Source organism: Novosphingobium sp. PY1 (assembly GCF_017312445.1).
GTDB lineage: Bacteria > Pseudomonadota > Alphaproteobacteria > Sphingomonadales > Sphingomonadaceae > Novosphingobium.
In genome coordinates, this window is record NZ_BLTI01000007.1 from 55,604 (window position 1) to 80,899 (window position 25,296).

Sequence of the window (25,296 nt, forward strand, 5' to 3'; positions counted from 1 at the left end):
GCGCCCTTGCCGGCCAAATCCAGACCGAGCCCTGCACTGCCCGCTGTGCTCGATGCAGCGAAGCAAGCCGAAAAATTACAGTCCGTTTCGCCACCACGCCAATCCGCAGCGCAGTCTTCGCCCCCATCAGCTGTGCAAACTTCACCTACAGCAGCGCAAAAGGTTGCCAGCCAAGAACCAAAAGCCAAAGCCAACCCCGCGCCATCGACACCGGTTGTAAGTGCAAAGGCCAAGCCCCCCGGCTCTGAAGCCCGACCAAGCGGACTTGCTGCCGGCAAAACTGCCGCGTCAATTCCTGTTTCGCCAGGCCCCTTATCCCGTGCGCCGATGACCGAGGCGAATGGGGCGAACAAAGCAACAGGCGCCAAACCACAAGCGCAATCCGGCAACCGGGTTGGCTCGGACTTTCTTAATGGACTGCATGCCGCGCGTCCGGCCCAGTCCCCCTCTGGTGCGAGCCGCCTGGGAAGCGATTTCCTCAAAGGCGTTTCTGCAAACCAGGCGATTGAAGAAGCAAAGGGCACTCTAGCGCCCGTCATTGGTCCAGCAGTGCAATCTGCTCTTGCCGGCGCGATATCGCGTCAATTGAAACCATACTGGGCTGCGCCACAAGGTGTGGATGCTGAAAAGCTGGTCACGATCCTCGCCTGGAATCTCGGCCCTGATGGTCAGCTCGTGGGCTCGCCAAGAATCGTGCGGCAGGAAGGTATGACCCAGGCCAATAGTGCCCAGGCTGCGAGGCATGCTGAACAGGCAATCCGCGCAGTGCAACTGGCCGCGCCTTTCGACTTGCCTTCCGAGCATTACGAAGCCTGGAGACGCATCGCCACGTTTCGATTTGACAGAAAGCTATCGCTATGAGGGCAATTCTGCTTGCATCGGTCGCGTTGCTATTCGCAGCGCCAGTGCTGGGCCTGCCTGGCAGCGAAGAAACCGGCCTTACTGGGTCGGTATCCGACGAAAGCGAATGGCAGGAGCTGGGCATTGCCATACCCGCGTTTAGCACCGCATCAGATGTGGCAACTGCAACAAGCGCAGGAACAACGGCAGCACTGGGGCGGGCCCTGGCTCAGGTCGTTTCCGCTGATCTCCAAAACGCAGGCTTATTCAAGCCGGTTGGTCCGCAGGGTCTACCCATGCCTGGACCGATGCAGGTGACACAACCGGACTTTGCCCTCTGGTCAACGCGAAGCGCGGAAATGCTCGTCCACGGTAACGTACAGGCAAGTCGGGAGGGACAATTGACGATTGGCTGCTACCTCTTTGATGTGGCCTTGAAGCAGTTGATCGAGAAGGCCCAGTGGACTCTTGCGCCCGGCGACTGGCGCCGTGCGGGCCACAAATGCGCAGACATGATCTACGCGCGCTTATCCGGAGACAGTCCCTTCTTCGACAGCAGAATCGCCTATATCGCGGAGACAGGTCCCAAGAACCGGCGGATCAAGCGTCTTGCCATCATGGATTCCGATGGTGCGAACCACCGATACCTGACTTCCGGTCAAGCAAGCGCACTCACGCCTCGCTACTCGCCTGATTACAAGTCAATCCTCTATCTTTCGTATCTCAATGGGCGGCCGCGCATCTACATTTACGACCTGTCGAGGAACACGCAGCGTCTCCTGGTAGAGGCCGCAGGGCCGACTTTCGCGCCCCGCTGGTCGCCGGACGGGAAATGGGTTTTGTATTCCATGGCCACGGGCAGCAACACCGACATCTACAAGATTGCAACGAGCGGGGGGGCGAGCCAGCGACTAACCGATAACCCGGGCATCGATATCGGCGGCAGTTTCTCGCCCGATGGGGCCAAGATCGTGTTCGAAAGCGACAGATCCGGAAGCCAGCAGATCTACGTGATGAATGCCGACGGATCCAACCAACAGCGCCTCAGTTTCTTCGGAGGCCGTGCGGCGACTCCGGAATGGAATCCGCGCGGTGACCAGATCGCCCTTACGCACATTGTCGGCAACCTGAAAATCGCGGTGATGAGCCCGAGCGGGCAGAACTTGCGCTATCTTACCGATAGTTGGCAGGACGAAGCTCCAACCTGGTCGCCCAACGGGCGAATAGTCCAGTTCTTCAGGACTGAACGCAATTCAGGCAAAGCGACTATCTGGCAAGTCGACCTCACTGGCCGCAACGAGCGGCGCCTTCCGACGCCGGTGGACGGTTCCGACCCGGCTTGGGGGCCCATCCTGCCATAAACCGACCGTACGCATTTTCCCGCTTCAACAAATTAGCAAGAGTTGCGCGGTTAGTAGCTAACCTGTCCAGGAAGACGGCACCACCTCAACTTGCTCTGCTGTCAGACCCATCAGGGCTGCAGGCTTTACGGCACGGACCTGTTCGGCGGATGCGCCAGTCCATGCATCCAGACCCAGCGCAGCGACTTGGCTCGATGTTAACGCAGCAAACTGCTTTGGCGAGAAGACCTCGAAATGCGGTCGCTTCACACCGCTATCTACTTGACGCTGAGCCCGGAAATGGCTCCGGGATTGAGTGCCGCATTTTGTTTGGGCGACAGACCGGTAATCTTGTCCGGGCTCAATGCAGCGAACTGTCGGGGGCCCAGGCCCGCCACCTGATCCAACGTCAATGACGCTATCTGCTCGCTCGATAATGCGCAAAGCGCAGCTATGTCCATTGCCGTGAGATTGGTTGAGGGTAGAATGTCAATGTCGGCAGGAGTGATGGCCGCGACCTGGCGGGCATTGAAGTTTGCCATCTGTCCCGGCGCATCCCCCCTAATTGATTGTTAACCAGAGTCGTGCGAAAGTGAACCTAGAAGCGAGAAATGGCACGGCTCGATCTGTGGAGGATGGAGCCTATGCTTCGAATGGCGGCCTCGCTGGGGCCGCCATATTTTTTTGACCTCTTCATCTCGAGCGATGGGATGCCGGCTCACTCTCACGGAGGCAAGGCTGGCGCGGACAAAACCTGCAATTTACCTCACCTCGAGCCTACCGATCAATGAAAGTTGGCTGTTCACTTGCCCGTAACCTTCAGCCCACGCTTCGCCGCAGCAAACAAAATCTTCGCCGCGAATCTATTGTCTACCAAAACACTTGAGTTTAAGCAGTAGTTATGGCCGATCGTGCATCGCCATACCCATTCGTGCGGAGGGAAAATGATTGAAGGCCCTAAAGATCGATCCAAGCGGCAGTCGCTTCCCGACTTTGATCCACTGCAGTTGGTGCGCGAGGCTCTCGCCAGTATTCGCTTCGGTGCGATCCAGTTGACTGTTCATGAAGGCAAGCTCGTCCAGATGGAAGTGACCGAAAAGCACCGCTTCGTCTGACCCAGCCCAATCACCCCAATTCCACAGACCAGAACAGCCTGATGCCGACCGGACCACCGGACGCATCCCTCGTAACAGGGAAGCATCATGCGCACATATTCACGACTGGCGGGCATCCTGCTCGCCTCCACCATTTCCTCACAAGCCTTCGCCGCAGACGCGGCGGATGAAGACCAGACAACTGTCGGCACCGGACAGTCGGACAGCGAGGAGATCCTCGTCTCGGCCCGACGGCGTTCGGAGACGGCGCAGGACGTACCGCTCGCGATCTCGGTGGTCGGGGGCGAGCACATCGACAATACCGGAACCTTCAACGTCGGCCGCCTGCAGCAGCTCACGCCGACGCTGCAGTTCTATTCGTCGAACCCGCGCAACACGGCGGTCAACATTCGCGGCATAGGCGCACCGTTCGGGCTGACCAATGACGGCATCGAACAGGGTGTCGGCATCTACGTCGACGACGTCTATTACTCGCGCGTCGCCTCGGCTACATTCGACTTCCTCGACGTCGCGCAAATCGAAGTGCTGCGCGGCCCGCAAGGCACGCTCTACGGCAAGAACACCAGCGCAGGCGCGATCAACATCACTACGCGCCAGCCAACCTTCGACTTCGAAGGCCGGGCGGAAATCTCGATCGGCAACCTCGGCTTTAAGCAAAGCAAGGCGGCGGTTTCGGGCCCGCTGTCGGCCACGCTGGCCGCGCGCGTGGCGCTTTCCGCCACAAACCGGCGCGGCACGGTCTATAACGTCGCGACCGGAAACTGGATCAACGAGCAGGACAACCTTGGGCTGCGCGGTCAGTTGCTCTGGCGCCCGACGAACAGACTGGACGTGACGCTGCAAGGCGACGTCAGCACCCAGAATCCAGAGTGCTGCGCACAAATCTACGTCAAAACCGGCGCAACGCAGCGCGCGCTGAACCGCCAGTTCTCCGCGCTTGCCGTCGCACAGGACTATTCCGTCCCCAGCACAAATCCGTTCGACCGCGTGACCGACGTCGATGCCGAGCTCAAGGCCGGCAACAAGATCGGCGGCGTCAACCTGCGCGTCAAATGGGATGCCGGAACGGGCACGCTGTCCTCGGTCACGGCATGGCGCTTCTGGGACTGGAAGCCGGCCAACGACCGCGACTTCACCGGCCTACCGATCACGATCGCATCTAACAACCCATCGAAGCAGGATCAGTACACGCAGGAGCTCCGCTATTCGCAATCGGGCGGCAATGTAGATTTCGTCCTCGGCCTGTTCGGCTTCCACCAGAATGTTCGTACACAGGGCCTCCAGGTTCAGGGCCCGGCGGCAAGCAGGTGGCTACTCAATCCGGGCAATGCGCTGTCTGGCATTCCCGCCGTGCTCGATGGGTTGATCGCCGACAACGACATCCGCCTCGACAATACCAGCGCAGCCCTGTTCGGGCAGGCGAGTTGGAAGGTGACGAACGCCTTTACCGTGCAGCCCGGCTTTCGCGTGAACTACGACCAGAAGAAGGGCCTTTACGATTCGGTCGTAACTGGCTCTGCATCTGACGGCACACGCCAGCTCGTGCAGTTCTCAGGGCCCTATGCGAACGATCCCTGGATCGCGGCGCAGCGCGGCGTGCTTGCGCCGCAGCGCTTTGAGACGAAATTCTCAGACTGGAATTTCAGCTACGACTTGACGCTGAGCTTCAAGCTGGCCGCCGATGTCCTTGCCTATGCGACTTATGCCAGGTCGTTCAAGTCGGGCGGCGTCAACCTCAACGGCGTACCCAGCGACGCCGATGGTAATCCTCTGCTCGCCGCCGCCACGGTGAAGCCGGAAACGGTGAATCACTACGAAGCCGGGATCAAGGCGCAGTTCTGGGACCGCAAGGCAACTCTGAACCTGTCCGCTTTCCGCACCGAGATCGGCAACTATCAGGCACTTGTCACCAACGGGCAATTGGGTGTGCTGCGCGGTTATCTCGCCAATGCCGGAAAAGTGCGCACGCAAGGCGTGGAGTGGGACTTCTCGGTGCGCCCGAGCGGGCGCTTCAACGCCTATGTCAACGGCGCCTACACCGATGCGACATATCGCAAATTCACCGATGCCCCCTGCCCGCCAGAACTTTCGGGCGGCGGCACCGGCACGCCAATCGCAACGCCCGGCGTGCCCGGCAACAGCCCCGCCAACTGCGATATTTCAGGGCAGCGCCTTCCTGGCGTATCGAAATGGTCGCTTTCCTACGGCGCCGAAGTCAACGCCCCAGTGCCCCTGCTCGGCAGGGACGGCGAGGCCTATCTGGGCTTTGACGGCAACTACCGCACCGCCTTCTCCTCCAACCCCACCCCTTCGGCCTACACCTGGATCAAAGGCTATGCCCTGACCAACTTTCGCGCGGGCTTCCGCACGGACGCGGGCTTCGACATCTATGGCTGGGTCCGCAATGCGTTCGACGTCAGCTACTTCGAACAACTCGCCGTGCCCTCCGGTAACACCGGCCTCATCGTTGGCCAGCCCGGCGATCCCCGCACCTGGGGCCTTACCGTCAAAATCGAAATCTGACCCGCGAAAGGATCACGCATGTTCACTCTACCCGAACTCACGGCAGAGCACCTTGAAGCCATGATCCCGTTCATCGGGGTCGGTTTCGGCGCACAATTGATCGACGGCGCGCTGGGCATGGCCTTTGGCGTCATCACCAACACCCTGCTCGTAAGCGTTGTCGGCCTGCCACCGGCGCGCGCTTCGGCAAGCGTCCATCTGGTCGAGACTTTCACAACCGCCGCCTCGGCGATCAGCCACGTCTTTCACCGGAACGTGAACTGGAAGCTCTTCGCACGCCTCGCGTTTCCCGGCGTCGTCGGCGGCATCGCGGGCGCCTATCTGCTGACCAGTATCGACGCGGCAATCGCCAAGCCCTTCGTCATGGCCTACCTCACCGGCATCGGGCTCTACCTGCTTTGGCGCGCTTGGGAAATGAGCCACCAGCATGAGCATAGGCCCGCAAGGTTCGTGGGACCGCTGGGGCTGCTTGGCGGCTTCCTGGATGCAGCTGGCGGCGGCGGATGGGGACCTGTCGTGACTTCGAACCTGCTGGTGCAGGGCACCGAGCCGCGCACCACGATCGGGACGGTCAACACGGCCGAATTCTTCCTGACTGTGACAGTCTCGCTGACCTTCATCCTGACGTTGGGTCTGCAGGCTTTCACCATCGCCTCGATCGGCCTCATCCTCGGCGGCCTGCTAGCCGCTCCGCTCGGCGCGATCATTGCGAAGAAGATCCCGGCGAAACTGCTGCTGGCACTAGTCGGTGCCCTGCTGACCGCGACGAGTTTGTTCAGCCTTTACAAGGCACTGGCGTGAATGTTGGTTGAGAAGGGTGGCTCTGGCTCAATTTTTTTGAAACTTGGCGCGATATAGGCGGCGAAGGCTGATCCATCCATCGCGCCCTTGATGATCCAGGGGGCAATCATTTCGTTATGGGTCAAGCCGGCGATGAAGGTTTGCGTGCCCCAGGCCCCGAACGGGGCTTCCATTTCGAGACGCGCCCCGCGCGGGGCGCGTCCGCACAGTCGGGTCATGTTGGTCTTCACCGATGTCTCATCAATGAAGACAAGGCGCCAAGGTTGCTCGCGCATGGCCGGAAGGCGATTGGCGAACCAGTCGACCCGCCGTTGCCTTACGTTCGCCTTGCGGCGCTCGCTGGCCACCAGCGACTTTTTTATACGTATAACCAAGACGCTGCAGCAGCATGGCGATGGAGGAATGGTGCACGCGCACACCTTCAGCCTCTTCCAATGCGTCCCGCAGTTCGTACAGCGTGATATCGGGATCCTGCCCAACCAGCTCCACAAAGAACTCGTGATAGGGCTCCAGCTTGCCACTGCCTTTGGGCCGCCCCTGGGGCGCAGGTTCAACATGTCCCTTGGTACGCGCCGAGTGCAACCAACGGGACCCGGTTGCCGGCGATACCTTCAGCCGCGCCGCCGCGGCCCGACCGCTCAACCCTTCATCCAAATACTGCAGAAACCGATTTCGAAGCTCAGTGGGTAATGGGGCTGCCATGATCAATCCTCCAAGAGGATCAACAGAATCAGAGCGAGTCGGTCTTGGGAAGAGACACGATTCGGTTTTTCACAGAAACGCTATAACGTCTTCGCTATTCCCTTGACGACAACATCGGTGAAGAATTCGGCTTCGAGATCACGTGCAAACGATTCCCAGTCGGCTTCGGCGATTTCTTTGTTCTCCCGCAAGTATTTCGATCGTTTGAGCGCATACTCAGCGCGTCCAAAATCGGGAGCAAAAGCCCTTGCGACTTCATAAGGATTGTCAGCCGCAATTGCCATTAGCTGCGTTCAAACACTCCAGAGGCGTTTGAGCAACATCTACGTTGGATCGGCTTCCATCTGAATGGAAACGCAAACATTCGAGCATGCCGGTTTACAGAAAAGACGGCCGCTTAGGCCGGCATAGCTTCTGAAGAATGGCAGGTTTCGGCGAGCGGTTCCAGGCTGGCGTACGTCCGCTATGGCGTCGATCAGGTGGGAAAGAGGATCGTGTTGTAGTTCTGGGCGCCGTGCAGAATGTGAATGATAGTCACTTTTTCCGCTTCGACCCGGTAGAAGATCAGATAATCCCCATAACCGCGCCGCAGCACGCCGGTTGCTTCATAGCGCGGCACAAGGGGGAATCGTTCCGGCATGTCGGCCAAGCCCAAGCACTTCGAACGCAGTTCCTGCAAGCAGCTCAAAGCCCGTGCCGGATTGTCGCGCGCGATATAGTCGCCAATCGTCTCAAGGTCGTATTCGGCCTCAGCCGATAGATGCACGATCATTCCTCGCCCGAAGCCATGGCGCGATATTTGGCTTCAAGGCGATCAAACACCTCATCGGCCCGCGTCGTGCGCCCTGCATCCGCGTCTGCGAGCCCCCGCGCTATCGATGCATCCAGCGCGGCCAAGCGGGTTTCCCTTTCGTGAATCAGGCGCACACCTTCGCGAAGAACCTCGCTTTTCGAGTTGTAGCGCCCCCTCGCAACGAGGCTGGTGACGAAACTTTCGAGCTGCTGCCCAAGATCCGCGCTAATCATGATCGAGACTCCTTCGGGAGGAGAATAGCGCATTATCAACAGTTGATAAAGTGTCCTCGGGTGTCAGCGCGGGTGGGGCGTGAAGGCCGGCATTTTCCAGCGAGCCGTTTGCAAGCAAGAGGCTTCAACGCACGATGCAGCAGCACGGTATCCTGCCCTTGGCCATTCCGGCCAGAGTAGAAGCGCCATGGGACACTCAGACCTGAACCCTGCTGTGCATGAACGGCGCCCTTGGGATGCAATTCAGAATATCGGCCCTACTCTCCCATCAAACCAGCATGTCTCGCCGACGCAGCGCGGCCGACACATCGGCATCGAGAACGCATACGAGATTGCGCGAGCCACCGCGATTGGCGTGATTGGTCCGGTACCCTTCGTAATAACGCGCCACGTACCCTGCCCGCTCGAGTTCGGTGACCACGCGGCTGAAGTTGTCGGCGCCGGTCGCACGCACATGTTCTTCGACCGCGGCATCGATGATCTTTTGCGCTTCAAACAGGTCGTCAGGCAGCCTGTCGGCCAGTTCCTCGCGCAGACGCTGCTCGATCTTCTTGCGGCGTTGGCTACGACCAGAAAGCCTGGAGAGCCGCTTGCCCACCCAGGCACGCAGCGGCAGCACCTCGGTCTCGTCCTCGATGAAAGGCCCCACCTTCGAGCCGGGGCCTGCCTGCTCTGCCAGGAGGTTGAGAACAGCGAAGGCATAGCGCGGACGACTGGACACTTCGGACAGGCGGTCAAGGATCTGCCCGACATTGGTTGCGGTCTTGCCCATCTGTAGTGGCTCCATCTGATCCTTGTTCGTTCCTGCTTTGTCTATGCCAGAATCTTGCGAATCTGGCTAGAGCCCTCACACAAAGACTCAATGAATCCATGATTTTACGGGTCATATCTGTCATTCCGACAGTTTGCCCGGAGCGGATCCGGACCTGGCCGATGTTCCCGTAATGTCCGACACATGTTTGAGGCGCGCTGCAAGCCATTGAAAAAGAATCTGTTCTCAAGCAGGGCAGCGCTGCCACCTCGGGCAAACTGTCATTGCGACAGCAACTGCATCCGGTGGCGTTGTAGCAAGACAGCCGGGCGAGGCTGGTGAATGCGGAGCTGGCTCGCCATCTCCCGGACTTTCCCCCGCGCGCGGCAATCAATGATACTTGCAGTGACATCTGTTTGACCGGCGTGGCCAAACCTTCGGCGCGGTCGCCTTAGCCGGAGATCACTGCCGTATCGTAAGACACTGCGACACTGTGCCTAGGGGACCACGCCTGTCATGGATTGCACTGTGCGTAAGCCCAATCCCGCTTTCGCCAAACGAGACCATGGTATCAAAACCCAGCCATTCTCCTTCCGGCTCACGAAAGAGATGAACGGTGAGGTCGACGTTGGGGAAGCTTACCCTCTCAATTTCCACCCTGGGCGCAAGCCCATTGGCGATATCGACCAGACCGAGGGCCCGCGCCGTCTGGCTGGCGTGCTCATCACAAATCAGCATCGCATCGGTCCGGATCCAGGTGACCGCCCGGCCATTTTCCAGCAAGGATCTGCGCGCTTCGACTGAGCGAACGAAGCCGCCCGGCCAGATCATTTCGGGCCGCCACTCCTCGAGTGCTTCGGGCCCTGGAATAGCAGGCAGCGCAGTACCCGATATTGCGTCGGTATCGAATTTCTGAAGGAGCCAGGCCCGCGCGGCAACAACAATACGCCCAGCATGCGACAAGCGCGCTTCGACCAGCTCTATTGTCCGTCCCGGACGGATCACCGAAACTTCGATTTCCACCACACCTATCGGCATGGTCCCGAGGATGTCGTACGATACCCGCGCGATTGTGAGTGGCACTTCTCGATATGTGCGATGGTGCGCCTCGATCATGTGTGCAAGCAAGCCCAGCGCCGGCGCAATATGCTGCTCTGATGGATCCCAGGCACCGCCAACATGCTCGGAGGCACGGAAGCTCGTTGGACCCAGTCGCTCGAAAAAGTACATGCCGACGCTTTATCAAGCTGTCCCGCAGGATCAAATTACCAAAGCGAGATACGCCCAGTGCCTGCGTCGTGCCGCTGCGAATCGCAGCACCATCCGGAGTTGAGGCTCCGCACCACATTGAAGTGAACGCCAACCTTCCGGCCTGATGTACCGGCGCTGCATCGAGAACCCTGGCGTCAGTCCCGCCACTTCCACAAAAGCGCTTCAAGCGACAGATAAGGTAAGCGAACATTCATCTTCTGAAACGATTATCCGCCTGACAGGCAGGAGTGGTAGAACATTGGCGATTACGCGACTGTGCATATGGCCCATCTTGACGGTACTTTCGGCATTGTGCCCTCAAGCTGCCTGGTCACAGATCATTACGGGTACTGCGATGGCGATCGACGGCGACACCCTGAGCTTGGGCGGCGAGCGCATAAGGCTGCACGGCATTGATGCGCCTGAATCCCAGCAGACATGCACTCGCCAAGGTGATACGTGGCACTGCGGCCAGGACGCGACTGTATTGCTCGCCAGTACTGTAAACGGCAAGACCGTCCTGTGCCGGCAACGCGACGTCGACAGCTATCGGCGAATTGTCGCGACCTGCACAGTCAATGGTCTCGACTTGGGGCAGGCCATGGTTGAGGCGGGGCTTGCCGTTGCGCTGCCCCAGTTCAGTCAGGCCTATGTCGAAGCAGAAGCTCGCGTGCGACGGCTGGGCATCGGTATCTGGGGTTCGCAGTTCGACGTGCCATCCGACTATCGCGCTGCACACCCCCACCTTGACCCCCCGCCGGTGACCCGGCACCCTCCCCCGCATCAGATGCCTGAAAGTCCGGTCGGCACACGCCGTCAATCAGAAGGCGTGTTCTATCGCAACTGTGCCGCGGCATGGGCGGCAGGAGCAGCCCCCATCTATTATGGACAGCCCGGATATCGTCCCGAAATGGACGGAGATGGTGATGGAGTTGCCTGCGAACCCTATCGACGGCGCCGATAACGCCTCTGTTTCAATGCCGGATCAATCCTGGCCGGTCCTCATCCGTCACCATGTTTGTGGGTGCGGACCCGAGCTCTGTCATCGTGAACAGGCGCTCGCTTGGACAAGGGTTCCCGCAACGGGTCTCATGAAGCAGCCCAAGCCCGCACAGTCTCGGCAGACGTGGGCACCCTTGCTCCTTGCGCTACGCCTCAGGCGATCAGGAGCATTTCTTGTCCTTGTTACCGGCTTCAGATTGCAACTTCAGGCGCTCGATCGATCCCAGATCATCGACACTGAAAGGATCGATGAGGAATATGCCTGCAAAATTGTCCTTGGCCCACTGGACGATGCCATCGCGCTCGTAACCGGAATCGAGCAGGATCTTCACCCTGAGACCGCGCTTGAACCGGCCGTCTTGGGTGATCTTCGCACCTCTTTGCGAAAGATCGAGGACTACCGTTTGCAGCACCTGATCGTCAAAGATCACTTTGCCGGGGACATTTGCCTTCAACCGCGGCGCCCGTGCCCCTTCGGCCCTTGCCTCTTGCGAGGTGCTGCTCAAGATCTGCGAGCTGTCGATGGGTTGATCGAACTTGACGCCGCACTCGTCGCCGTTGGTCCATACCACCTGCCCTGAGAGCTTTACCGACGGTGAAAATGCGATCGACAGCCGATCATTCAGGTCCACCGGCATCGACAAGCGTAACGACATGCCGCCATCGGATATATTGCGGCATCGGCCCAAACCTTCATCGCCCTCTCGCTCGATCTGAACAAGGCGATAAATCGTTCGCGTGCGATCACTGTCTCGGCGGTCCGAATTGCTAACGTCGTGATCATTGTCGTCACGATCTTCGTCCGTCGTGGAGCGACCCATTGCGACTTGCTCCCCAGTAAGTGCAAAGACCGCGGGACACTAGGTCCATAATTTTATTAAGTAAAGTTAGCAAACTCCATTTGCCAAAAATCGATTTCTGTATTCCAGTTCGCATCCACTGCGATGTGGCCTGCGAGGCTGTCCAGCTTGCCATTTCCGGTTTGAATACGGCTACCAATACCGATTTCTAACAGGCGCTCCAGAAACAACTGCCCCGTCCTTTCCCGTCCCCGCCCTGCCGTCATCAATATAAGCCAAACACCGTATGCTTGCTACAAGCGATCCGCCGCTGCCCGACCGAAGCTTTCCTACTCTCCAGTCAATCCGGCGCTAATCCGCGGCCAAAATCGTGGGTAAACTGTAGGCGCGGATGGTTGAAGCGTTCTGCGACGTCTAACAAGCACATCCCATTACGCAGAAGGAATAGTCCCGGTGAACAACAACGATCTTGCAGATGTCCTTGCCGCCGATAGCGGTTTGACCAAGTCCGATGCCCGCAAGCTGGTCGACGGCGTCTTCGCCGCCATCGCCGATGCCGCGGCCAAGGGCGAGGAAGTGACCATCAATGCATTCGGGAAGTTCAAGGTAAAGGACACCCCGGCGCGCGAAGGACGCAATCCTTCGACGGGCGCAACGATCCAGATTGCCGCTTCGAAGAAGCTGGCGTTCTCGCCCGCCAAGGCGGTCAAGGACAAGCTTAACGGATAATCATCGTTCCAGCGCCTCGTCCGGCGAAACGAGGCGCTGGCCTGCACAGTGCGGCGAGTTGTCTCACATGCCCTTGTAGCGATCACAGGCCGTGATCGCGATAAACGCAGGCTCTCCATAGCCGTTGTAGATGTCAGTCTCGAGCCAGGCCCTCTCGCTGTCCCGCTCAGCCTGCGCAATCTCCTTCGACCAGAACCGCAAAGTGGAATTCCACCTATACCCGCGGGCCTTGAGGCGATCCTTAGCCTCGAATGGTGCATCCACCGCATTCACGCGATAGCTGTCCAATCTCGACGTCGACAGAAGGTCGGCCAGGACCGTTCGTCCGCCAGGAAGGTCGTGTCCCAGCAGATATAGCAGCGCGAGAATGTCGTTTTCAGCGCGGTGTCCTTCGTAGAACCATCCGCACTGCGAAACCAGGTGTGCCAGAGCCCGCCCATCGAATCCCAACTCGAGCCAGTCCAGCTCGGCCATCGAACAGGCCCAGGCCTTATGAGCGATGGCAGGCAGTCGCCTGTCGACAAACGGCCTGTCGAAACCCGCATTGTGCGCGACGATGAGATCTGCAGAGGAGAGGATCTCGATCGCCATTTCCTCGTCAATGGCCTGCCCCTTGAGCACTTCAGGTGTCAGACCTGTCAGTTTAGTGATGCGTGGATCGAGTTCACAATCGGGATCTTCACGCCAGACGCGGGGCAATCCTACCTCTACGATCCTGCCTGCCTCATCAAAGCGAAATCGCTGTACGGCCAGCTCGATGATCTTGTCGCTTTCGCTATCCAGTCCAGTCGTTTCGACATCGAGGGCAACGCCAACCTGGCACACAGCGCCAGGGCGCGGTGCTTGAAAACTAGTGACGGGCCTTAGTCTGCGCAGGACACGATAGTCCTCGCTGGACGCCACGAATTGTGCAGCGCGCTCAAGGGCATCTTGGGAGTTTGACGACATGATGCCGGGTGATAGCGGGATGGGCCAGTCAGGAAAAGATCGCCCGCGTGACACACCGCATGGCCGTTTCGTGATACGCCGCGGGCGCGATGATAATTCTGACCTCGATAGGACCACCTCAGAACATATTCTTCAGTCGAATTACGGCGGGGGTCAGACTGGCATGCGCCCTGGACCATGACCCGCGCGACTAGGTGACCTATTCAAGTACGGCAATCTGCCGCCCACTGCCCTTCGTCTTGACCATCCATCCCAGTCGGAGCGCTGCTCAGCGAGCAAGGTGGGTTCCCGGCTGCTGATGAAAGGTCACCGCAATCGGGCGCGCTAGCGCCAATGGCACCGAGATCATCGGTCTGCGCTGGGCGAAAAATGATGCCCAAATCGGATTCCTCCTGCATGGACGCCGCCATCATTCCCGTTTGTCTCCGGGGATACAGATTAACTCTCCCCGGCACGCCCATGGTGCCAATTCAGGCCTCGGCCGGGAACTGCCTGACAAGCTTATGAAGGTCCTCGTGCCGGATAACCCGTTCGAGCTGGAAGCCAGTGCGCCCTTCGTGCGACCAGATCAGGAATGCGTCCATGCGCCCGACAAGGGGGAGGCGGACTTCAAGGCGCTCTCCGCGCTCCAGTGCCAGTTCGCCTCGCGCCATGAAGCCGTGCGCCGAGATGTTCTGGATGTTGAGCTTCGTCTCACCCAAGCGGCGATGTTCGGCCGTCACCACAAGGTCGATTGACAGCCGAGATGCCCAGCGCATCTCGTAGGTGCTAGGCCGCGCCCGCCTGTTCATATGGTTGACCTCGCCCATCCCTCTTGCGGCACCTTTCCTTACGGAAATTAGCCAATAAGAGGTTAACAAGGCATCATTTGTTGCGATAACGCATCAAATGCCGGAGGCCGCTTGCTCTTCCAGGCTCGCACGACGAGGCCCCGGCAGATCCCTCCCCCGAGGCCCCTTTCCTTTTGAAAGCTGATCGATCAGTCGAACTTGACCGAAAGTTTGCGACGCGGTTTGCGCGGTGCCTTGGCTGGCGCACTGACCGTTTCCTTCGCGCCCGCGCCCCTGTCATGCGCCTTGGCGGCCGGAGCCTTCGGCACCGGCGCGGCAGCACCTGGCACGGCCTTGTCGGCTGGCTTGGCCGGCTCCGCCGCGACGACGGGAGCCTTGGACTGAGCAGCCTTTTCGATGGTCTGCTCGGCAGAGACCTTCTTCACTGCGGCAGGTTTCTTGGCCTTACCCGCCGACTTGGTCGGAACCGTGCCGGGCCGCCCATCCTTTTTCTCGGTCGCTACGCCGCCCTGCACCACCGCCTCAGCACTCTGGGTCTTGGGCGCATCCGCAGGCTTATGGGTCGAAGGCTTCGTCTTCGCGGTCTTCGTCGTTGCAGTCTTCTTCGGCTTGCTCGCCGCCTTGGCTGCAACCTCGGCGGTAGGCGCAGCCTTGTTGGCTACATCTACATTGACCTGCGCCGGAGCTTCGGGGTCCTTGGCTTTGGGTCCAGCCTCAGCCTTGCTCGCCGGCGCACTCTTTGTAGCGGCCTTGGGGCCGGTTACATTGGGGGCAGTTGCCTTCTTCGCCTTGAGCCCTGACTTCGCTTTGGCCAGTGCCGACTTCTTATCACTTACCGCCGCAGTCGCAGCGGCTTCCGTCTTGGTTTCTGTGTCCTTGCGGTCCTGGTGGAGGCCCACAGCAACCTTGCGGCGCAGCGCCGAATAGGAGGCGGCGACGATCGCGTAGTCCTCGGGCAAACCATAGCGCGCCTTGTATTGGGCTTCGGTCAGGCCATGCTTTCTCAAATGGCGCTTGAGCGTCTTGAACTTCTCACCGGTAATGAGCGAAACTATGAAATTGGGATCGCGGGTCGATTCCGCAATAGAAACAGCGAGCTTTGGCACCCCGGCGGCTGCCGGCTTCGACTGCACCGAACCCGGCGCGGCATCGACTTTCCGAGGCACGGCGGGCGTGGGCGTAGTCTTGGCGGAGCGTGCCGATACTTTGGAAACAGCGGTTGATGCCACATCAGGCTCTACCTTGGCAGCAGAGTCAGGTGCGGCGCTTGCCGCCTGTACTTCGTCCACAGCATCAAAATCCGTGATTGCCTTGAACACATCGCCCAGCAACTGAGGCAACTGGGCTACATCGAGCGTGTTATTGCTCACATAGGCTGTAACAAGGTCGAGAGAAGCACTGCGCGCGTCAAATTCTGCCATGACGATCCGATCCGGGAATAGAGTGAGCTACACGAACGTAGCAGTTGTGCGGCGCTTTAGCTATATTGGCGTCAAGTACAAGGCGCGAGCGATTGTTCAATGGCAATCCGGATCGCAGATCTGAGGGCCAAGCCGCCATCAAAAAAATTGCGGCAGCCGCAATGGGCTGCCGCCAGATATGCAGGGCCCCTCATCCGGTACTGGAAAGACATAGAGGCCCTTTGGGTCGCATCCACGCTCGCTAACGGCGCTTTGCGATTCTGACTTGTATAAATGCGCCACTAAGTGTGCCAGGCCTGCGATAATCGAAGCGCGTTACGGCAGCGCAAACTCGGCCGCCCAAGCATCGGCGTCTTCCCGCCTCAAATGTCCGTTCGCACGCCTCCCTTTTGCGACGCGCGTTGAAGATTGTTCCATTCGAATTGTATTGGAGCGGTAGGGCAAGGTATACCTGCAAAAAGGAAATGGTCATGACGAATCCCCCCCTTCAGATTCCAGAAGATGAACGCCGAAAGCTGAGCGGACCAGGGCTGCGAACATTCGAGCGCATCGCTGACGTATGGAACCTGACCGAACAGCAGCGCTGCTCAATCCTGGGGCTCGATGGCCCGGCTTACTTCAGGTCTTTGCAAGCCATCATGCATGGTGCCAACGATGAGGGCGTGGCGCTAGGTCAGGCCGTACTGGAGCGCATCAGCCATATTCTTGGTATTTTCAGAGCCATCAACATACTCATGCCTGTCCCGGAAAGGGCTGACGAGTGGATGCGCAAATCCAATAGTGCACCCGGCCTTGAGGGGCGGAGCGCCATTGATCTGATTGCAAACGGCAACCTTTCCGACCTGGCGTTCCTGCGGACTTACCTCCAAAGCCAACTGACCTGAGCGGCCTGGCCTTCGCGGCGGCCGCCGCGATTTGGCGGCGCATTGCCATGACACGACACCCACACGGCATCGCAAAGGCTGATCCCCCTCTCCTGCGCGCATGCGCAGTATCATGCGGGCAATGCCGTGCTGCCGGTGAAGCACACGTGGGTTCGTTGCCCAGCGTCGATGTGCCGAATGACAGGGAGGCGAGACCGCATCCCGGCCAGCAGGCGGGCAAGGCAAGCCCCGAGTACCTTTGGCGGGCAAAGACACTCTCAGAATGATGAAGATCAAGAGGCACTTAGGCAACTCAGGTTGCAGGGTCAGTTTGAATGAAAAAGGGCAGATGGCGTCTTCCGGCCCCGCAGGCGCGCGCCCTCTCCGATTAGTGGAACGAAGATGTCAAATACCGAAGTGTGTTATCTCAAGGATGCAGAAATCGCATTCGCGTCTGTCAGCCCGAACATTCGCCGCAAGATGATAAGGCTGGCAAGGGCTATCGGCAGCCCGATCGACCCTACGCCACATTTGCGGTTCGCCTACACGGGCGGCTCCCTGCTCCTCGGCGAAGCAGGGCTCCTGGTGATGGGGACGTCCCTGCCCCATCGACTCATGGCAGGACATTGCGAGCATGTAGCTTCGCGCCATGGCTTCGATGTCATTGTGCTGCGCAGCAATGCAGAGGTCAGTTCCTACGATTTCTATTTCCATGAACGCCGGGTTTGGCTGACCGATTATCGATGGTGGGAGGAACATCCCGGGCTGGCCTTCGCCCCCTGTTCTGGGATGCAGGGCCCGCTCGTCCAGGCGATGCCCACCGGTCTCAGGTTGCTGAAGGCGCCAGGGCCCGTCAGCGGCGATCACATTGCCCTCGATAATCTAGCCTTTGCGCAGGCGGCCTGAACCATGAACTTCGTGCAAAACGACAAGCCCTCTGCCCCCGAGGAACTCTCGACCTTCGCCCTGTCCGATCCTCAATTTCCGAGATTTCGGTACCTTCGCAACTACTGGAAGACCAGCGGGCCCAAGTCAGGGATCAAGACAAAGGTCATGGGCAAGCTGAGACCGGCCGGACACGTCGCCCTCAGGCACGATGTCCTGCTGCCGCATCGAGCACCAGGTGAGTACATCGATGTCGAATTCCTCCTGACGCGCTGCGATGCCACCTTACCGCGCCACGAAAAAACCGGCTTTGGACAATTCACGATCGACTTGCCTGAGGACCTGGGATGGCATGTCGGATGGGAGAAGGCGCGCAGTTGGGCGGCGAGCTATTTCGTGGAACAGTACCAGGTTCCGGTGATCCTCATCCTCCATGCCACCAGCCTGTCAGGTTCGAGTAATTTGCCGCACGTCCATGCGATCCTCCCTCCCCGGCGCCTTGGCGCCAATGGCTTCGGTGCACACGTGCCAGGTGTGTGCTGCGATGATGGATTCGAGTTGGCGCTCCTGTCGTGGGACGACTTTTCGCAGGGTCTCTACACGTGACGGGTCTTTAGCCGGCGCGCTCCCTTTCATCGTCATGCCCTGCCAGTGCGGCGAGGGCGTGGACAGCGTACAGGACGAAAGGCTCCGCAGGCTTCACCCTGCCGTGATGACGGCCTCCCCCCCTGCCCTCACCGGACCGCGGCCATAGTGCCGCGGTCCCTTGCCAATAACTTCAAACCGGAGCAATCATGACACCAGACCCGAAAGAAGTAGCCGAGCTTCTGGACATACAAGCCGACAGTTGGCTCGGCATCGCCGAAGCGGTGGAGGCAGGCCTTCCCGTAATCGCGCTCGATGCCATCTCATGGATGATCGCGCGCAACGACTGGGCCTTTTCCTACAAGATAGTCTCGCGAGGCACGCTCCGGCGTCGCCGCAAGGCCGGGCGCCTGTCGCCCGTCGAAAGCGACAAGGTTGCCCGCCTTGTCCGCGCTTACCTGATTGCCCTGGACTTCTTCAGCGGCTCCGAGCATGCCGCGCGCATGCATCTGCTCAACCCAAAAACAAGGCTTGCCGATCGCAGCCCTGCCGATCTCGTCATTGCCTCAGATGCCGGACTGGTTGCGCTTATCGAAGTCCTGGAATCCTCAAGACGCTCTTAGGAGATCGGCTTCAACGAAGCCGCCGATCAGAAGAGAGTCCTGTTGCATCGATGGAGGCGCGACCCGCACTTCCGCTCCACGACCTGTCATGGTCGCAGCAATCCTGCGATACACGAAAGCCGTCACCCGGCATCACGAGTTGGTATGACGAGGCATCTTCTCGCTCACGATCTTCGACCGGCCTCGCTTCTCCTTGTTCGCGCGTACCGCCTTGCCCAGCCCGGCCGCTTGTGCAAGCCGACGCTTGTTTTCCCGGTAAGCTGGCGGGGTCATGGGGAAGCTGTCGGGCAGCATCCATTTGCTGGTATATTCTTCCACGGTCAGGTCGAACATCTTCTTGATGTAGGGTCGCAGAAGCTTGACCGCCTTTCCGTCCTCCAGACAAATAATCTTGTCGGGAAAAATGCTGGGGTGAACACTCTCATCACGGTTAAGCCGAGCGGCAATACCCGGGCTGATGCGTTCGCAGAGCCATGGGTCCAGCCCTGTGAACGCAGGGTCACTCAGATCGTTGCCGAGCTTCACGGCGACCTTGTTCGAGTTCCCTGCTTCGGACTCTGGCGAAGAGATCGCGGGCGGCGCAGGCGGCGCCGACATCGCCTGCCCGGTCGCAATCCCCGTCGATGAATTGACGGCGCCCGAATGGCCCTCGCCGCGCATCTCCTTCAATGTGTCATGGACCTTCTTGAGGAACTCGGGGACCTCGACTGCGGACATCTCATTCCTGGAAAGATGTGCCGTGACGAGGTTGACACTCATCTCCAGAAGGTCAGCGGACATAGAAAAAGTTCCTCAAAAATCTACCGGCTCGTTGACCCGTCGCATAGCAGAAGATCACGCGGTCCATCAAAGAATCTCATTGCACGTCCGCACCTGAATTCGCGAACGAGCCAGCGCCCGCAATCGACATCGAAACAGAGCGAGGTCGCTCGGGGGATGCTCGGATGACACCGCGCCAACCGCACTCCTGACCCAGCACATGGCGCTGCCGCGCGCTGGGCAAAGCAAAGTATCGCAGCCTCGCGCGCGGACAATCGAAGAGGCGGTTTGGCAGCCCCCCTGCCCGCGAACTTTGCTCACCATGTGTACAGAAAGCCCCGACCGGATGACCCGGCCGGGGCTTTCGTTTTTCTCGGTTCGTCTCACACGAAACCAGTCATCTTCATTCGAAGCGTAGACCCCTGATGATGTCCTCCGCAGACTCAAGTCCTCGAGGATTTATCGTCTCACGCGCAGTCGATTCCGAACGGCGGCGGCTACCATTTCCAAATGCATCATCCTCCGAGCCCGCATAGCTGTTTACGACACCAAGGACGGCCTTGCGCAGGGATACTTCGAATTCCGGATCTCCCGACCAACGGTCGAGAACTTCCATCATCTTGCGAGCCTCCTCCATATGCAAAGCACGCACCCTTTTTATCTCGTCCTGCTTCTCCTCACCCTCATAAAACAGCGCTCGCATATTAGCTTCATCATCGCTCATATGACCGGAGAGAGAACGCATGATTGTCCATGCCGGACCCATCGCAAAAATGGGCGAAAGCACTTTGATCAGATGATCCATCACGCACCAATCCAACAGGCTTTTATCCATCGCCTCATGATAGGCCAAAGCCTCCTCAGCATACTCCAGTTCGGCTCTCGCCTTGGCCACTCGATCGCGATGAACGCGAAGCGAGGCAGGCCCCCTCGCAAGAGATTTGCCTGTCCCCTGTGATTGCTTCACCGGCCTCTTGATACCCCGGCTGGAGAATGGGCTATCGCCCCCTTCAAGCCATCTCAGCCAGATCCCCGGCGAGACCTCTGAAGGGCGAAGTTCTGAGACCAGTTTCAGAAGAACTTTGCCCCGCTCCTCATCTGATCGAAGATCAATCTGGGACTGCGCTTCCGGTGTAAGCTTGCCCTCTTGGCCAATGAACAATGCACCCAGTTGCCTCGCAAACTTTTCAAGCGTCTCCTGGCCATTTTCGACACTACCGGACGGACCATTCTGGCCGCCGTTCGTTGCATCCGCGTGCTGCGGTTCCGTCATGAAATTTCCCTAAAATAGATTTATCGTCGAAAGGATTTCGACCCTCGACCTGATGGCGAGGATTAAGGACATAGATCCACAACGTCAACGAAGCACTTGAAAGACCCTCCCAGGGTTCGTGCCCAATTTTCGAAACTCCCTAAACGATCTTCAAATTTTGGGCACAGACCCCCGACTTCATGCAGAAGTCGCAGAAAGAGTGTGGGCAGAAACCCAGAAATGCCCATTCCTTTCTGGAAGGCGCAATACCGTTAAAGTGCCGCAGCACTTTAACACGGGCTTTTTCCACCACGAACTGGCGGAAAACAGCCCTTATGCGCTCTCCGAGGGTGTAGCGCCAAAACTCGCGGGACCGAGTTTGTGTCGCTATCGACGCCTTCGGGTCGGGGCCTCCAATGAGCCGAACGCTCATTTTCCGGCAGGCAGTTGTGGAAGAAATCGCAAGTCTGGAAAGTCTGGATAGTGCTTGCACGCACATCCACAATCTTCGATAGTCGCATCCACCTCAGGTGGAAATCATATGGCAAAAACATCTATCAGCGCCGACGTCGCAGCGGCGAACTCGAAGCTCGCGCAGTTCCTGCGTCGCAAGGAAGAAGAGGAAATGCTTCTTCAGATCGGCAAGCGCAAACCCAAGCAACAACGCGACGAGAAGCGCCTCCTGGGTGGGCGCGCCCGCTGGGCTGCCGAACCCGACTTCAGGGTGCCCACTTGCCTCGTCGACAGACCCCGCACGGCGTCGGGGTCAACCTCGTTCCACTTCTCCTATATCTCGATCTCGAAGGAGGCCGTGCCGACCATTGGCGGCAAGCCACTCCCCGGTTCATTCGGCAAGCTCAAGGAGCCTGCTCTCGAGCACTCGAAGTACATCGAGCGCGATGGCGCTGCAGAGCTCACAGGCGTCTCGGCCAGTGCTCATCACGCCGGCTACATCGAACGTCCCGGCGCTGTCGAAATGCTCGATCCCTTCGGCCTGGTCGAAGAGGAAATCGAGCGCAAGATTGCCTCGGTCGTCAACGAGACGCCGACTGCAGAAGAGGCCTCGATCCTTGGCCTTCGCGAGGCAGCGCCCGAGGGCATTCCATCTGTCTTCAGCAACATCTCGAACGACCCTTTCGAGCGTCAGGAATTCTGGCGCGCAGTCGAGCGCTGCGAGCGCAAACCGCGAACGCATCACATCATTCTCGACCCCGAAGCCTCGCCCCGCTGGTGGGACGCCATGCTGGCATCCAATGACATCGCCACGGGCTTCAAAGTTCATACTCTGAACGTTGCCGAGGCCCTCCGCCAACACGTCAAAACTCCGTCAAACAATGATGCTGCGACGAAGCCATTTGAAGCTGAGCCCTACCCTGTCTCGGCAGAGCGCGCTGGCAAGTTGATCCAGCAAGCCATGCTTGTCCCAGGCTTCGATCATTCGCTTCCCCCGCTTCAGTTCAAGTCGGGTCGCGGCGGCCGGGTCCAGATCCGTTTTGTTGCCGAACTGCCGCACGAAATCTCTGCCGAGGATCGGGCCCTCATCGTGCAAAACTTTGTCGACCGTCTGGGCAGACTGGAGACTCGAATCGATGACGATCTCATCCCCCAAAAGGTCGGCATGATGTACACGGCCGTCATCCATGCCCCGGACGCACACAACGATAGCCGCAACTACCATCTGCACATCGTTGCCTACGATCGGCCGGCCACCTTCCGGCACGACTTGGGCATGTGGGACTTCGAGTTCGCTGAGCATTATTTTGAGAGCAGAAAGATGCGCACGCGCTTCCCATTTCGTCAGAACAAAATCGGCGAAGTCTCCCAGCACGGGTCGCGCACAGGAAAGGAAAATTCCGGCAAGGATTTCATCCCCGCAATGCGCAAAGACTTCGCCGACATCGTCAACAAGGTCCTTAAAGCCCGCGGCATCGAGCGTCGCTACGACCACCGCAGGTACACCGAGATGGGGATCGATCGAACGCCAACCGAACACCTCGGCACCAAGGCCGCAGCGCTTGAGGCCATTGGCGTTCCCACGACTGTTGGACAGCTCAACGCCATCGCAATCTGGTCCGACGCCGAACGCTCCATTGAGCGCCAGGCCGAGCAGCGCGAAGCCAAGTGGAAGAGGGGGCAGCGCTCTCTGCGCAGCATTGAAGACAGAGCTTCTTACTACGACTATGGCAACCCCCTCATCCCCCAGCTGCGCACGCTCATCACGGAACGGCGCGCCATCATCAAAGACCTCGCCGAAGACCGGCGATCCATCATGGTGTTCGACACCATGGAAGCTAAGGCCAAGTCGCGCGCCATGCGCACAAGGCAGACTTGCGTGCGCCTTCTAGCAGACATTGAAAACGGCGAAGCAGACGGCACCACCCGTGTCATGAAATTCGCCATCGAGGCTCGCTGGAAGGACGCACAGAAGCACATCGAAACCATCGACGCTGCCCTTGCCCCGCATCGCTCTGCACTCGCAGAAGCAGCTGCCGACATTGAACGCAGGGAACGGCGTCTGATGGAGATCGACGCAGCCATTCGTCCGATCGAAACCAAGCTCGCAAAAGTCATCCGTGAGATTGAGAGAGACCCCTCGCGGCCACGTCACGACCCTGCTGATCTTATCAATGAACTGGCTGCGCAGCCCTTCAATTCACCCACTCCAGTCAACGCACAGAAAGCTTCAGAGTCTGAGCAAGTGGACCCACAAGCTCGCGCTCGCCAGGACAAATCGATGCTCGAGCCCAGCGCGGAGACAGATGCCCACAAGCAGGCGCCGCGGGCGGCTGCGCATCCGCATGAAGTGGCACGCGGTGCCCACGCCCAAGACGGGTCCGTAACGAAAAAGCTCGAAGCTCAGACCGCTATCAACGCCGAGAAGCAGATGCCTGCGATTGAGCCTGTCCAGGCTGATAAGCAAAAAGAGCCCAGCCTTACCGAAAGGCAATCCTCGGCATCGAACAGCGACAAGCTGGTGGACAAAAAGGCCAAAGCTCCTCAACCCTCCGAACAAGCAAACAGCATCTCTGCCGAGCGCTCAGAGCCCGGCACACGAGAGGCAATTGTCCCTCGCGACGAGGCGGCTCCTGCGTTCGAAGGCAACAACCTGCGAGCTCAAAAGCCGGCTGATGAAATCTCATCTGGGCTGCAATCTCCGCGCACGGTCCCAGAGCCGCCCGAGATCGCGAGCGCGGCTTCCGAGCATGAGGCAAAGAAGGCCAGCGTCCCTCTCAAGCCTATTACGCTTGACGGCGTTCCGATCGTCAAAGGTACCATAGAGCCCAACGTGATTGGCGAAGATCACACCACCTTGGCCGATCAGCAAAAGACCCCCGAAGGATTGAGCCCACTGCGCAAGGAAGAGCAAACGTCCCAGCCAGATGGAGAAGGCATGACATTCAGTGCCGACGTAGGGAATGAGGATCGTACCAGGCCGCCCAATCTTCCAAACGCGGATCAGTCCACGGCTGAAACTGCACCTGAAGTGGATCGACGCCGCAAGATCGAAGATCCACTTCTTCTCGAACTGGAAAGCCAGGAGGCGCCGGCAAAGCCCGGCACCTCAATGGCCGAGCTTGAAATGTGGGAGGCGCTCATCGGTAGGATCCAACGAGATCGCATCCCGATCAAAATCGAAAGGACGCGCGCTGGCCAGCAACACTACCTTGTTCCCTCACTCGATCCTAGCGAGCAAGCGCTCCTGCGCGCAAAGCGATTTGGCCACCGCACACATGCTCGCCTGGAAAGAATCCATGATCTCCAAAGGCATGAAATCAATCGGCTCGGCCGCTGGATCCAAGAGCACGGCAAGGATCCCCAAAAGCTTAAAATCAGTGAGACCGGAATAATCATTCAGAATGTACCATTGGCAATCAAGACGTTGTTCGAGAATTGGTATCGCCACCCGCAGATTAGAGAACTCTTCACAGCCGAGAACAACCGTCGCCTCGCAATAGCACGTCAGCGAGCCGAAGCAGCGAAGCCGGCTCCAGAGCGCTTTGATATAGGATTTGGAGCCACTCGTGAGCAGGCATTGGACGAAGTCCGATTTAAATATCCTGCTCCTGATCAGGTCTACACAGAAGAGGTCAGCGAATTCACCCGGCTGCTTCGAGACCTTGCTCCAATGAGCGAACTTAAAAAGGCCGCTGACCGCATTGCGGCAAACCCATACGCACGTGAAGACGTCAATCACCATGCAGTTGCGCTCGCTACTGCCTATGAACGAGTGACCAACACGACGCTCGACAGTGGCTACCTCCACCAAAGACGCGGGATGGAACGTTAGG

Annotated in this window: 27 protein-coding genes; 12 read left to right on the forward strand and 15 right to left on the reverse strand. The window is 59.0% G+C overall.

Features of this window, described 5'->3' with window-relative positions:
- Positions 1 to 327: 327 nt before the first annotated feature.
- The gene (locus tag J3474_RS09960) at positions 328 to 861 is read left to right on the forward strand and encodes a hypothetical protein (RefSeq protein ID WP_207094040.1); all 534 of its coding nucleotides are present in this window, start codon (positions 328 to 330) and stop codon (positions 859 to 861) included.
- Positions 858 to 2,201 (forward strand): Tol-Pal system beta propeller repeat protein TolB, encoded by a 1,344-nt coding sequence (gene tolB / locus J3474_RS09965; protein WP_207094041.1) that lies wholly within the window; start codon positions 858 to 860, stop codon positions 2,199 to 2,201. Before J3474_RS09960 ends, tolB begins: the two co-directional genes overlap by 4 nt.
- 257 nt (positions 2,202 to 2,458) lie before the next feature.
- Here the strand turns inward: tolB and J3474_RS09970 are convergent, their stop codons facing one another.
- A complete protein-coding gene (locus tag J3474_RS09970; RefSeq protein WP_207094042.1) occupies positions 2,459 to 2,722 on the reverse strand; it encodes a hypothetical protein in 264 nt (87 codons plus the stop codon).
- A gap of 402 nt (positions 2,723 to 3,124) precedes the next feature.
- Here J3474_RS09970 and J3474_RS09975 point away from each other — a divergent pair, with 402 nt between their 5' ends.
- From J3474_RS09975 to J3474_RS09985, 3 genes are all read left to right on the forward strand, one after another.
- Positions 3,125 to 3,295 carry a YezD family protein gene (locus J3474_RS09975; protein WP_207094043.1) on the forward strand — a complete coding sequence of 57 codons (171 nt, stop codon included), beginning with the start codon at positions 3,125 to 3,127 and terminating at the stop codon, positions 3,293 to 3,295.
- An 87-nt stretch (positions 3,296 to 3,382) separates the two neighbouring features.
- The gene (locus tag J3474_RS09980; RefSeq protein WP_207094044.1) at positions 3,383 to 5,818 is read left to right on the forward strand and encodes a TonB-dependent receptor; all 2,436 of its coding nucleotides are present in this window, start codon (positions 3,383 to 3,385) and stop codon (positions 5,816 to 5,818) included.
- An 18-nt stretch (positions 5,819 to 5,836) separates the two neighbouring features.
- Complete coding sequence (locus tag J3474_RS09985; RefSeq protein WP_207094045.1) at positions 5,837 to 6,619, forward strand: sulfite exporter TauE/SafE family protein; 783 nt, start codon at positions 5,837 to 5,839, stop codon at positions 6,617 to 6,619.
- Here J3474_RS09985 and J3474_RS09990 read toward each other — a convergent pair.
- The 7 genes from J3474_RS09990 to J3474_RS10020 form a co-directional block, all read right to left on the reverse strand.
- Complete coding sequence (locus tag J3474_RS09990) at positions 6,601 to 6,894, reverse strand: transposase (RefSeq protein WP_207094046.1); 294 nt, start codon at positions 6,892 to 6,894, stop codon at positions 6,601 to 6,603. The genes J3474_RS09985 and J3474_RS09990 overlap by 19 nt on opposite strands.
- The gene (locus J3474_RS09995) at positions 6,860 to 7,321 is read right to left on the reverse strand and encodes a helix-turn-helix domain-containing protein (protein WP_207094047.1); all 462 of its coding nucleotides are present in this window, start codon (positions 7,319 to 7,321) and stop codon (positions 6,860 to 6,862) included. The genes J3474_RS09990 and J3474_RS09995 overlap by 35 nt, the downstream gene beginning before the upstream one ends.
- Positions 7,322 to 7,401: 80 nt before the next feature.
- Complete coding sequence (locus J3474_RS10000) at positions 7,402 to 7,605, reverse strand: hypothetical protein (protein ID WP_207094048.1); 204 nt, start codon at positions 7,603 to 7,605, stop codon at positions 7,402 to 7,404.
- 191 nt (positions 7,606 to 7,796) lie between these two features.
- The gene (locus J3474_RS10005) at positions 7,797 to 8,093 is read right to left on the reverse strand and encodes a type II toxin-antitoxin system RelE/ParE family toxin (RefSeq protein WP_207094049.1); all 297 of its coding nucleotides are present in this window, start codon (positions 8,091 to 8,093) and stop codon (positions 7,797 to 7,799) included.
- Positions 8,090 to 8,347 carry a type II toxin-antitoxin system ParD family antitoxin gene (locus J3474_RS10010; protein WP_207094050.1) on the reverse strand — a complete coding sequence of 86 codons (258 nt, stop codon included), beginning with the start codon at positions 8,345 to 8,347 and terminating at the stop codon, positions 8,090 to 8,092. Before J3474_RS10010 ends, J3474_RS10005 begins: the two co-directional genes overlap by 4 nt.
- Before the next feature lie 268 nt (positions 8,348 to 8,615).
- Complete coding sequence (locus J3474_RS10015; RefSeq protein ID WP_207094051.1) at positions 8,616 to 9,119, reverse strand: hypothetical protein; 504 nt, start codon at positions 9,117 to 9,119, stop codon at positions 8,616 to 8,618.
- Between the two features lie 441 nt (positions 9,120 to 9,560).
- The gene (locus J3474_RS10020; protein ID WP_207094052.1) at positions 9,561 to 10,328 is read right to left on the reverse strand and encodes a thioesterase family protein; all 768 of its coding nucleotides are present in this window, start codon (positions 10,326 to 10,328) and stop codon (positions 9,561 to 9,563) included.
- 376 nt (positions 10,329 to 10,704) lie between these two features.
- Here J3474_RS10020 and J3474_RS10025 point away from each other — a divergent pair, with 376 nt between their 5' ends.
- The gene (locus J3474_RS10025) at positions 10,705 to 11,313 is read left to right on the forward strand and encodes a thermonuclease family protein (RefSeq protein WP_207094053.1); all 609 of its coding nucleotides are present in this window, start codon (positions 10,705 to 10,707) and stop codon (positions 11,311 to 11,313) included.
- Positions 11,314 to 11,512: 199 nt separating this feature from the next.
- On the opposite strand, the gene J3474_RS10030 is transcribed toward J3474_RS10025, so the two are convergent.
- A complete protein-coding gene (locus tag J3474_RS10030) occupies positions 11,513 to 12,172 on the reverse strand; it encodes a PilZ domain-containing protein (RefSeq protein WP_207094054.1) in 660 nt (219 codons plus the stop codon).
- A gap of 56 nt (positions 12,173 to 12,228) precedes the next feature.
- Complete coding sequence (locus tag J3474_RS10035; protein WP_207094055.1) at positions 12,229 to 12,381, reverse strand: hypothetical protein; 153 nt, start codon at positions 12,379 to 12,381, stop codon at positions 12,229 to 12,231.
- Positions 12,382 to 12,604: 223 nt separating this feature from the next.
- Here J3474_RS10035 and J3474_RS10040 point away from each other — a divergent pair, with 223 nt between their 5' ends.
- On the forward strand, positions 12,605 to 12,880 hold the full coding sequence (locus J3474_RS10040; protein WP_207094056.1) for an HU family DNA-binding protein: 276 nt from the start codon (positions 12,605 to 12,607) through the stop codon (positions 12,878 to 12,880).
- Positions 12,881 to 12,943: 63 nt separating this feature from the next.
- Here J3474_RS10040 and J3474_RS10045 read toward each other — a convergent pair whose 3' ends face one another.
- From J3474_RS10045 to J3474_RS10055, 3 genes are all read right to left on the reverse strand, one after another.
- Positions 12,944 to 13,828 carry a 3'-5' exonuclease gene (locus J3474_RS10045; protein WP_207094268.1) on the reverse strand — a complete coding sequence of 295 codons (885 nt, stop codon included), beginning with the start codon at positions 13,826 to 13,828 and terminating at the stop codon, positions 12,944 to 12,946.
- Between the two features lie 470 nt (positions 13,829 to 14,298).
- Positions 14,299 to 14,550, reverse strand: coding sequence for a PilZ domain-containing protein (locus J3474_RS10050; RefSeq protein ID WP_242528325.1), 252 nt, complete (start codon positions 14,548 to 14,550; stop codon positions 14,299 to 14,301).
- A 257-nt stretch (positions 14,551 to 14,807) separates the two neighbouring features.
- Positions 14,808 to 16,040, reverse strand: a complete 1,233-nt coding sequence (locus J3474_RS10055) for a MucR family transcriptional regulator (protein WP_207094058.1) — start codon at positions 16,038 to 16,040, stop codon at positions 14,808 to 14,810.
- 470 nt (positions 16,041 to 16,510) lie between these two features.
- On the opposite strand from J3474_RS10055, the gene J3474_RS10060 reads away from it, so the two are divergent.
- From J3474_RS10060 to J3474_RS10075, 4 genes are all read left to right on the forward strand, one after another.
- Entirely contained in the window at positions 16,511 to 16,924 is a 414-nt protein-coding gene (locus tag J3474_RS10060) for a DUF2384 domain-containing protein (protein WP_207094059.1), read from the forward strand.
- 381 nt (positions 16,925 to 17,305) lie between these two features.
- Positions 17,306 to 17,809 carry a hypothetical protein gene (locus tag J3474_RS10065; protein WP_207094060.1) on the forward strand — a complete coding sequence of 168 codons (504 nt, stop codon included), beginning with the start codon at positions 17,306 to 17,308 and terminating at the stop codon, positions 17,807 to 17,809.
- Positions 17,810 to 17,812: 3 nt separating this feature from the next.
- On the forward strand, positions 17,813 to 18,394 hold the full coding sequence (locus tag J3474_RS10070) for a hypothetical protein (protein WP_207094061.1): 582 nt from the start codon (positions 17,813 to 17,815) through the stop codon (positions 18,392 to 18,394).
- Between the two features lie 188 nt (positions 18,395 to 18,582).
- Entirely contained in the window at positions 18,583 to 18,996 is a 414-nt protein-coding gene (locus J3474_RS10075) for an antitoxin Xre-like helix-turn-helix domain-containing protein (protein WP_207094062.1), read from the forward strand.
- A gap of 132 nt (positions 18,997 to 19,128) precedes the next feature.
- On the opposite strand, the gene J3474_RS10080 is transcribed toward J3474_RS10075, so the two are convergent.
- Together J3474_RS10080 and J3474_RS10085 are read right to left on the reverse strand one after the other, a co-directional pair.
- Complete coding sequence (locus J3474_RS10080; RefSeq protein WP_207094063.1) at positions 19,129 to 19,776, reverse strand: MucR family transcriptional regulator; 648 nt, start codon at positions 19,774 to 19,776, stop codon at positions 19,129 to 19,131.
- 382 nt (positions 19,777 to 20,158) lie between these two features.
- Positions 20,159 to 21,028: a hypothetical protein gene (locus tag J3474_RS10085; protein WP_207094064.1), complete on the reverse strand. Its 870-nt coding sequence runs from the start codon at positions 21,026 to 21,028 to the stop codon at positions 20,159 to 20,161.
- A 520-nt stretch (positions 21,029 to 21,548) separates the two neighbouring features.
- Here J3474_RS10085 and J3474_RS10090 point away from each other — a divergent pair.
- Positions 21,549 to 25,295, forward strand: coding sequence for a MobA/MobL family protein (locus J3474_RS10090; protein ID WP_207094065.1), 3,747 nt, complete (start codon positions 21,549 to 21,551; stop codon positions 25,293 to 25,295).
- Position 25,296 lies beyond the last annotated feature (1 nt).

Bases quoted from the DNA above. Each gene is read 5' to 3' on its own strand.
- J3474_RS09960 (WP_207094040.1), top strand. From the start codon at position 328: ATGACCGAGGCGAATGGGGCGAACAAAGCAACAGGCGCCAAACCACAA.
- tolB (WP_207094041.1), top strand. From the start codon at position 858: ATGAGGGCAATTCTGCTTGCATCGGTCGCGTTGCTATTCGCAGCGCCA.
- J3474_RS09970 (WP_207094042.1), bottom strand. From the start codon at position 2,722: ATGGCAAACTTCAATGCCCGCCAGGTCGCGGCCATCACTCCTGCCGAC.
- J3474_RS09975 (WP_207094043.1), top strand. From the start codon at position 3,125: ATGATTGAAGGCCCTAAAGATCGATCCAAGCGGCAGTCGCTTCCCGAC.
- J3474_RS09980 (WP_207094044.1), top strand. From the start codon at position 3,383: ATGCGCACATATTCACGACTGGCGGGCATCCTGCTCGCCTCCACCATT.
- J3474_RS09985 (WP_207094045.1), top strand. From the start codon at position 5,837: ATGTTCACTCTACCCGAACTCACGGCAGAGCACCTTGAAGCCATGATC.
- J3474_RS09990 (WP_207094046.1), bottom strand. From the start codon at position 6,894: ATGCGCGAGCAACCTTGGCGCCTTGTCTTCATTGATGAGACATCGGTG.
- J3474_RS09995 (WP_207094047.1), bottom strand. From the start codon at position 7,321: ATGGCAGCCCCATTACCCACTGAGCTTCGAAATCGGTTTCTGCAGTAT.
- J3474_RS10000 (WP_207094048.1), bottom strand. From the start codon at position 7,605: ATGGCAATTGCGGCTGACAATCCTTATGAAGTCGCAAGGGCTTTTGCT.
- J3474_RS10005 (WP_207094049.1), bottom strand. From the start codon at position 8,093: ATGATCGTGCATCTATCGGCTGAGGCCGAATACGACCTTGAGACGATT.
- J3474_RS10010 (WP_207094050.1), bottom strand. From the start codon at position 8,347: ATGATTAGCGCGGATCTTGGGCAGCAGCTCGAAAGTTTCGTCACCAGC.
- J3474_RS10015 (WP_207094051.1), bottom strand. From the start codon at position 9,119: ATGGGCAAGACCGCAACCAATGTCGGGCAGATCCTTGACCGCCTGTCC.
- J3474_RS10020 (WP_207094052.1), bottom strand. From the start codon at position 10,328: ATGTACTTTTTCGAGCGACTGGGTCCAACGAGCTTCCGTGCCTCCGAG.
- J3474_RS10025 (WP_207094053.1), top strand. From the start codon at position 10,705: ATGGCGATCGACGGCGACACCCTGAGCTTGGGCGGCGAGCGCATAAGG.
- J3474_RS10030 (WP_207094054.1), bottom strand. From the start codon at position 12,172: ATGGGTCGCTCCACGACGGACGAAGATCGTGACGACAATGATCACGAC.
- J3474_RS10045 (WP_207094268.1), bottom strand. From the start codon at position 13,828: ATGTCGTCAAACTCCCAAGATGCCCTTGAGCGCGCTGCACAATTCGTG.
- J3474_RS10055 (WP_207094058.1), bottom strand. From the start codon at position 16,040: ATGGCAGAATTTGACGCGCGCAGTGCTTCTCTCGACCTTGTTACAGCC.
- J3474_RS10060 (WP_207094059.1), top strand. From the start codon at position 16,511: ATGACGAATCCCCCCCTTCAGATTCCAGAAGATGAACGCCGAAAGCTG.
- J3474_RS10065 (WP_207094060.1), top strand. From the start codon at position 17,306: ATGTCAAATACCGAAGTGTGTTATCTCAAGGATGCAGAAATCGCATTC.
- J3474_RS10070 (WP_207094061.1), top strand. From the start codon at position 17,813: ATGAACTTCGTGCAAAACGACAAGCCCTCTGCCCCCGAGGAACTCTCG.
- J3474_RS10075 (WP_207094062.1), top strand. From the start codon at position 18,583: ATGACACCAGACCCGAAAGAAGTAGCCGAGCTTCTGGACATACAAGCC.
- J3474_RS10080 (WP_207094063.1), bottom strand. From the start codon at position 19,776: ATGTCCGCTGACCTTCTGGAGATGAGTGTCAACCTCGTCACGGCACAT.
- J3474_RS10085 (WP_207094064.1), bottom strand. From the start codon at position 21,028: ATGACGGAACCGCAGCACGCGGATGCAACGAACGGCGGCCAGAATGGT.
- J3474_RS10090 (WP_207094065.1), top strand. From the start codon at position 21,549: ATGGCAAAAACATCTATCAGCGCCGACGTCGCAGCGGCGAACTCGAAG.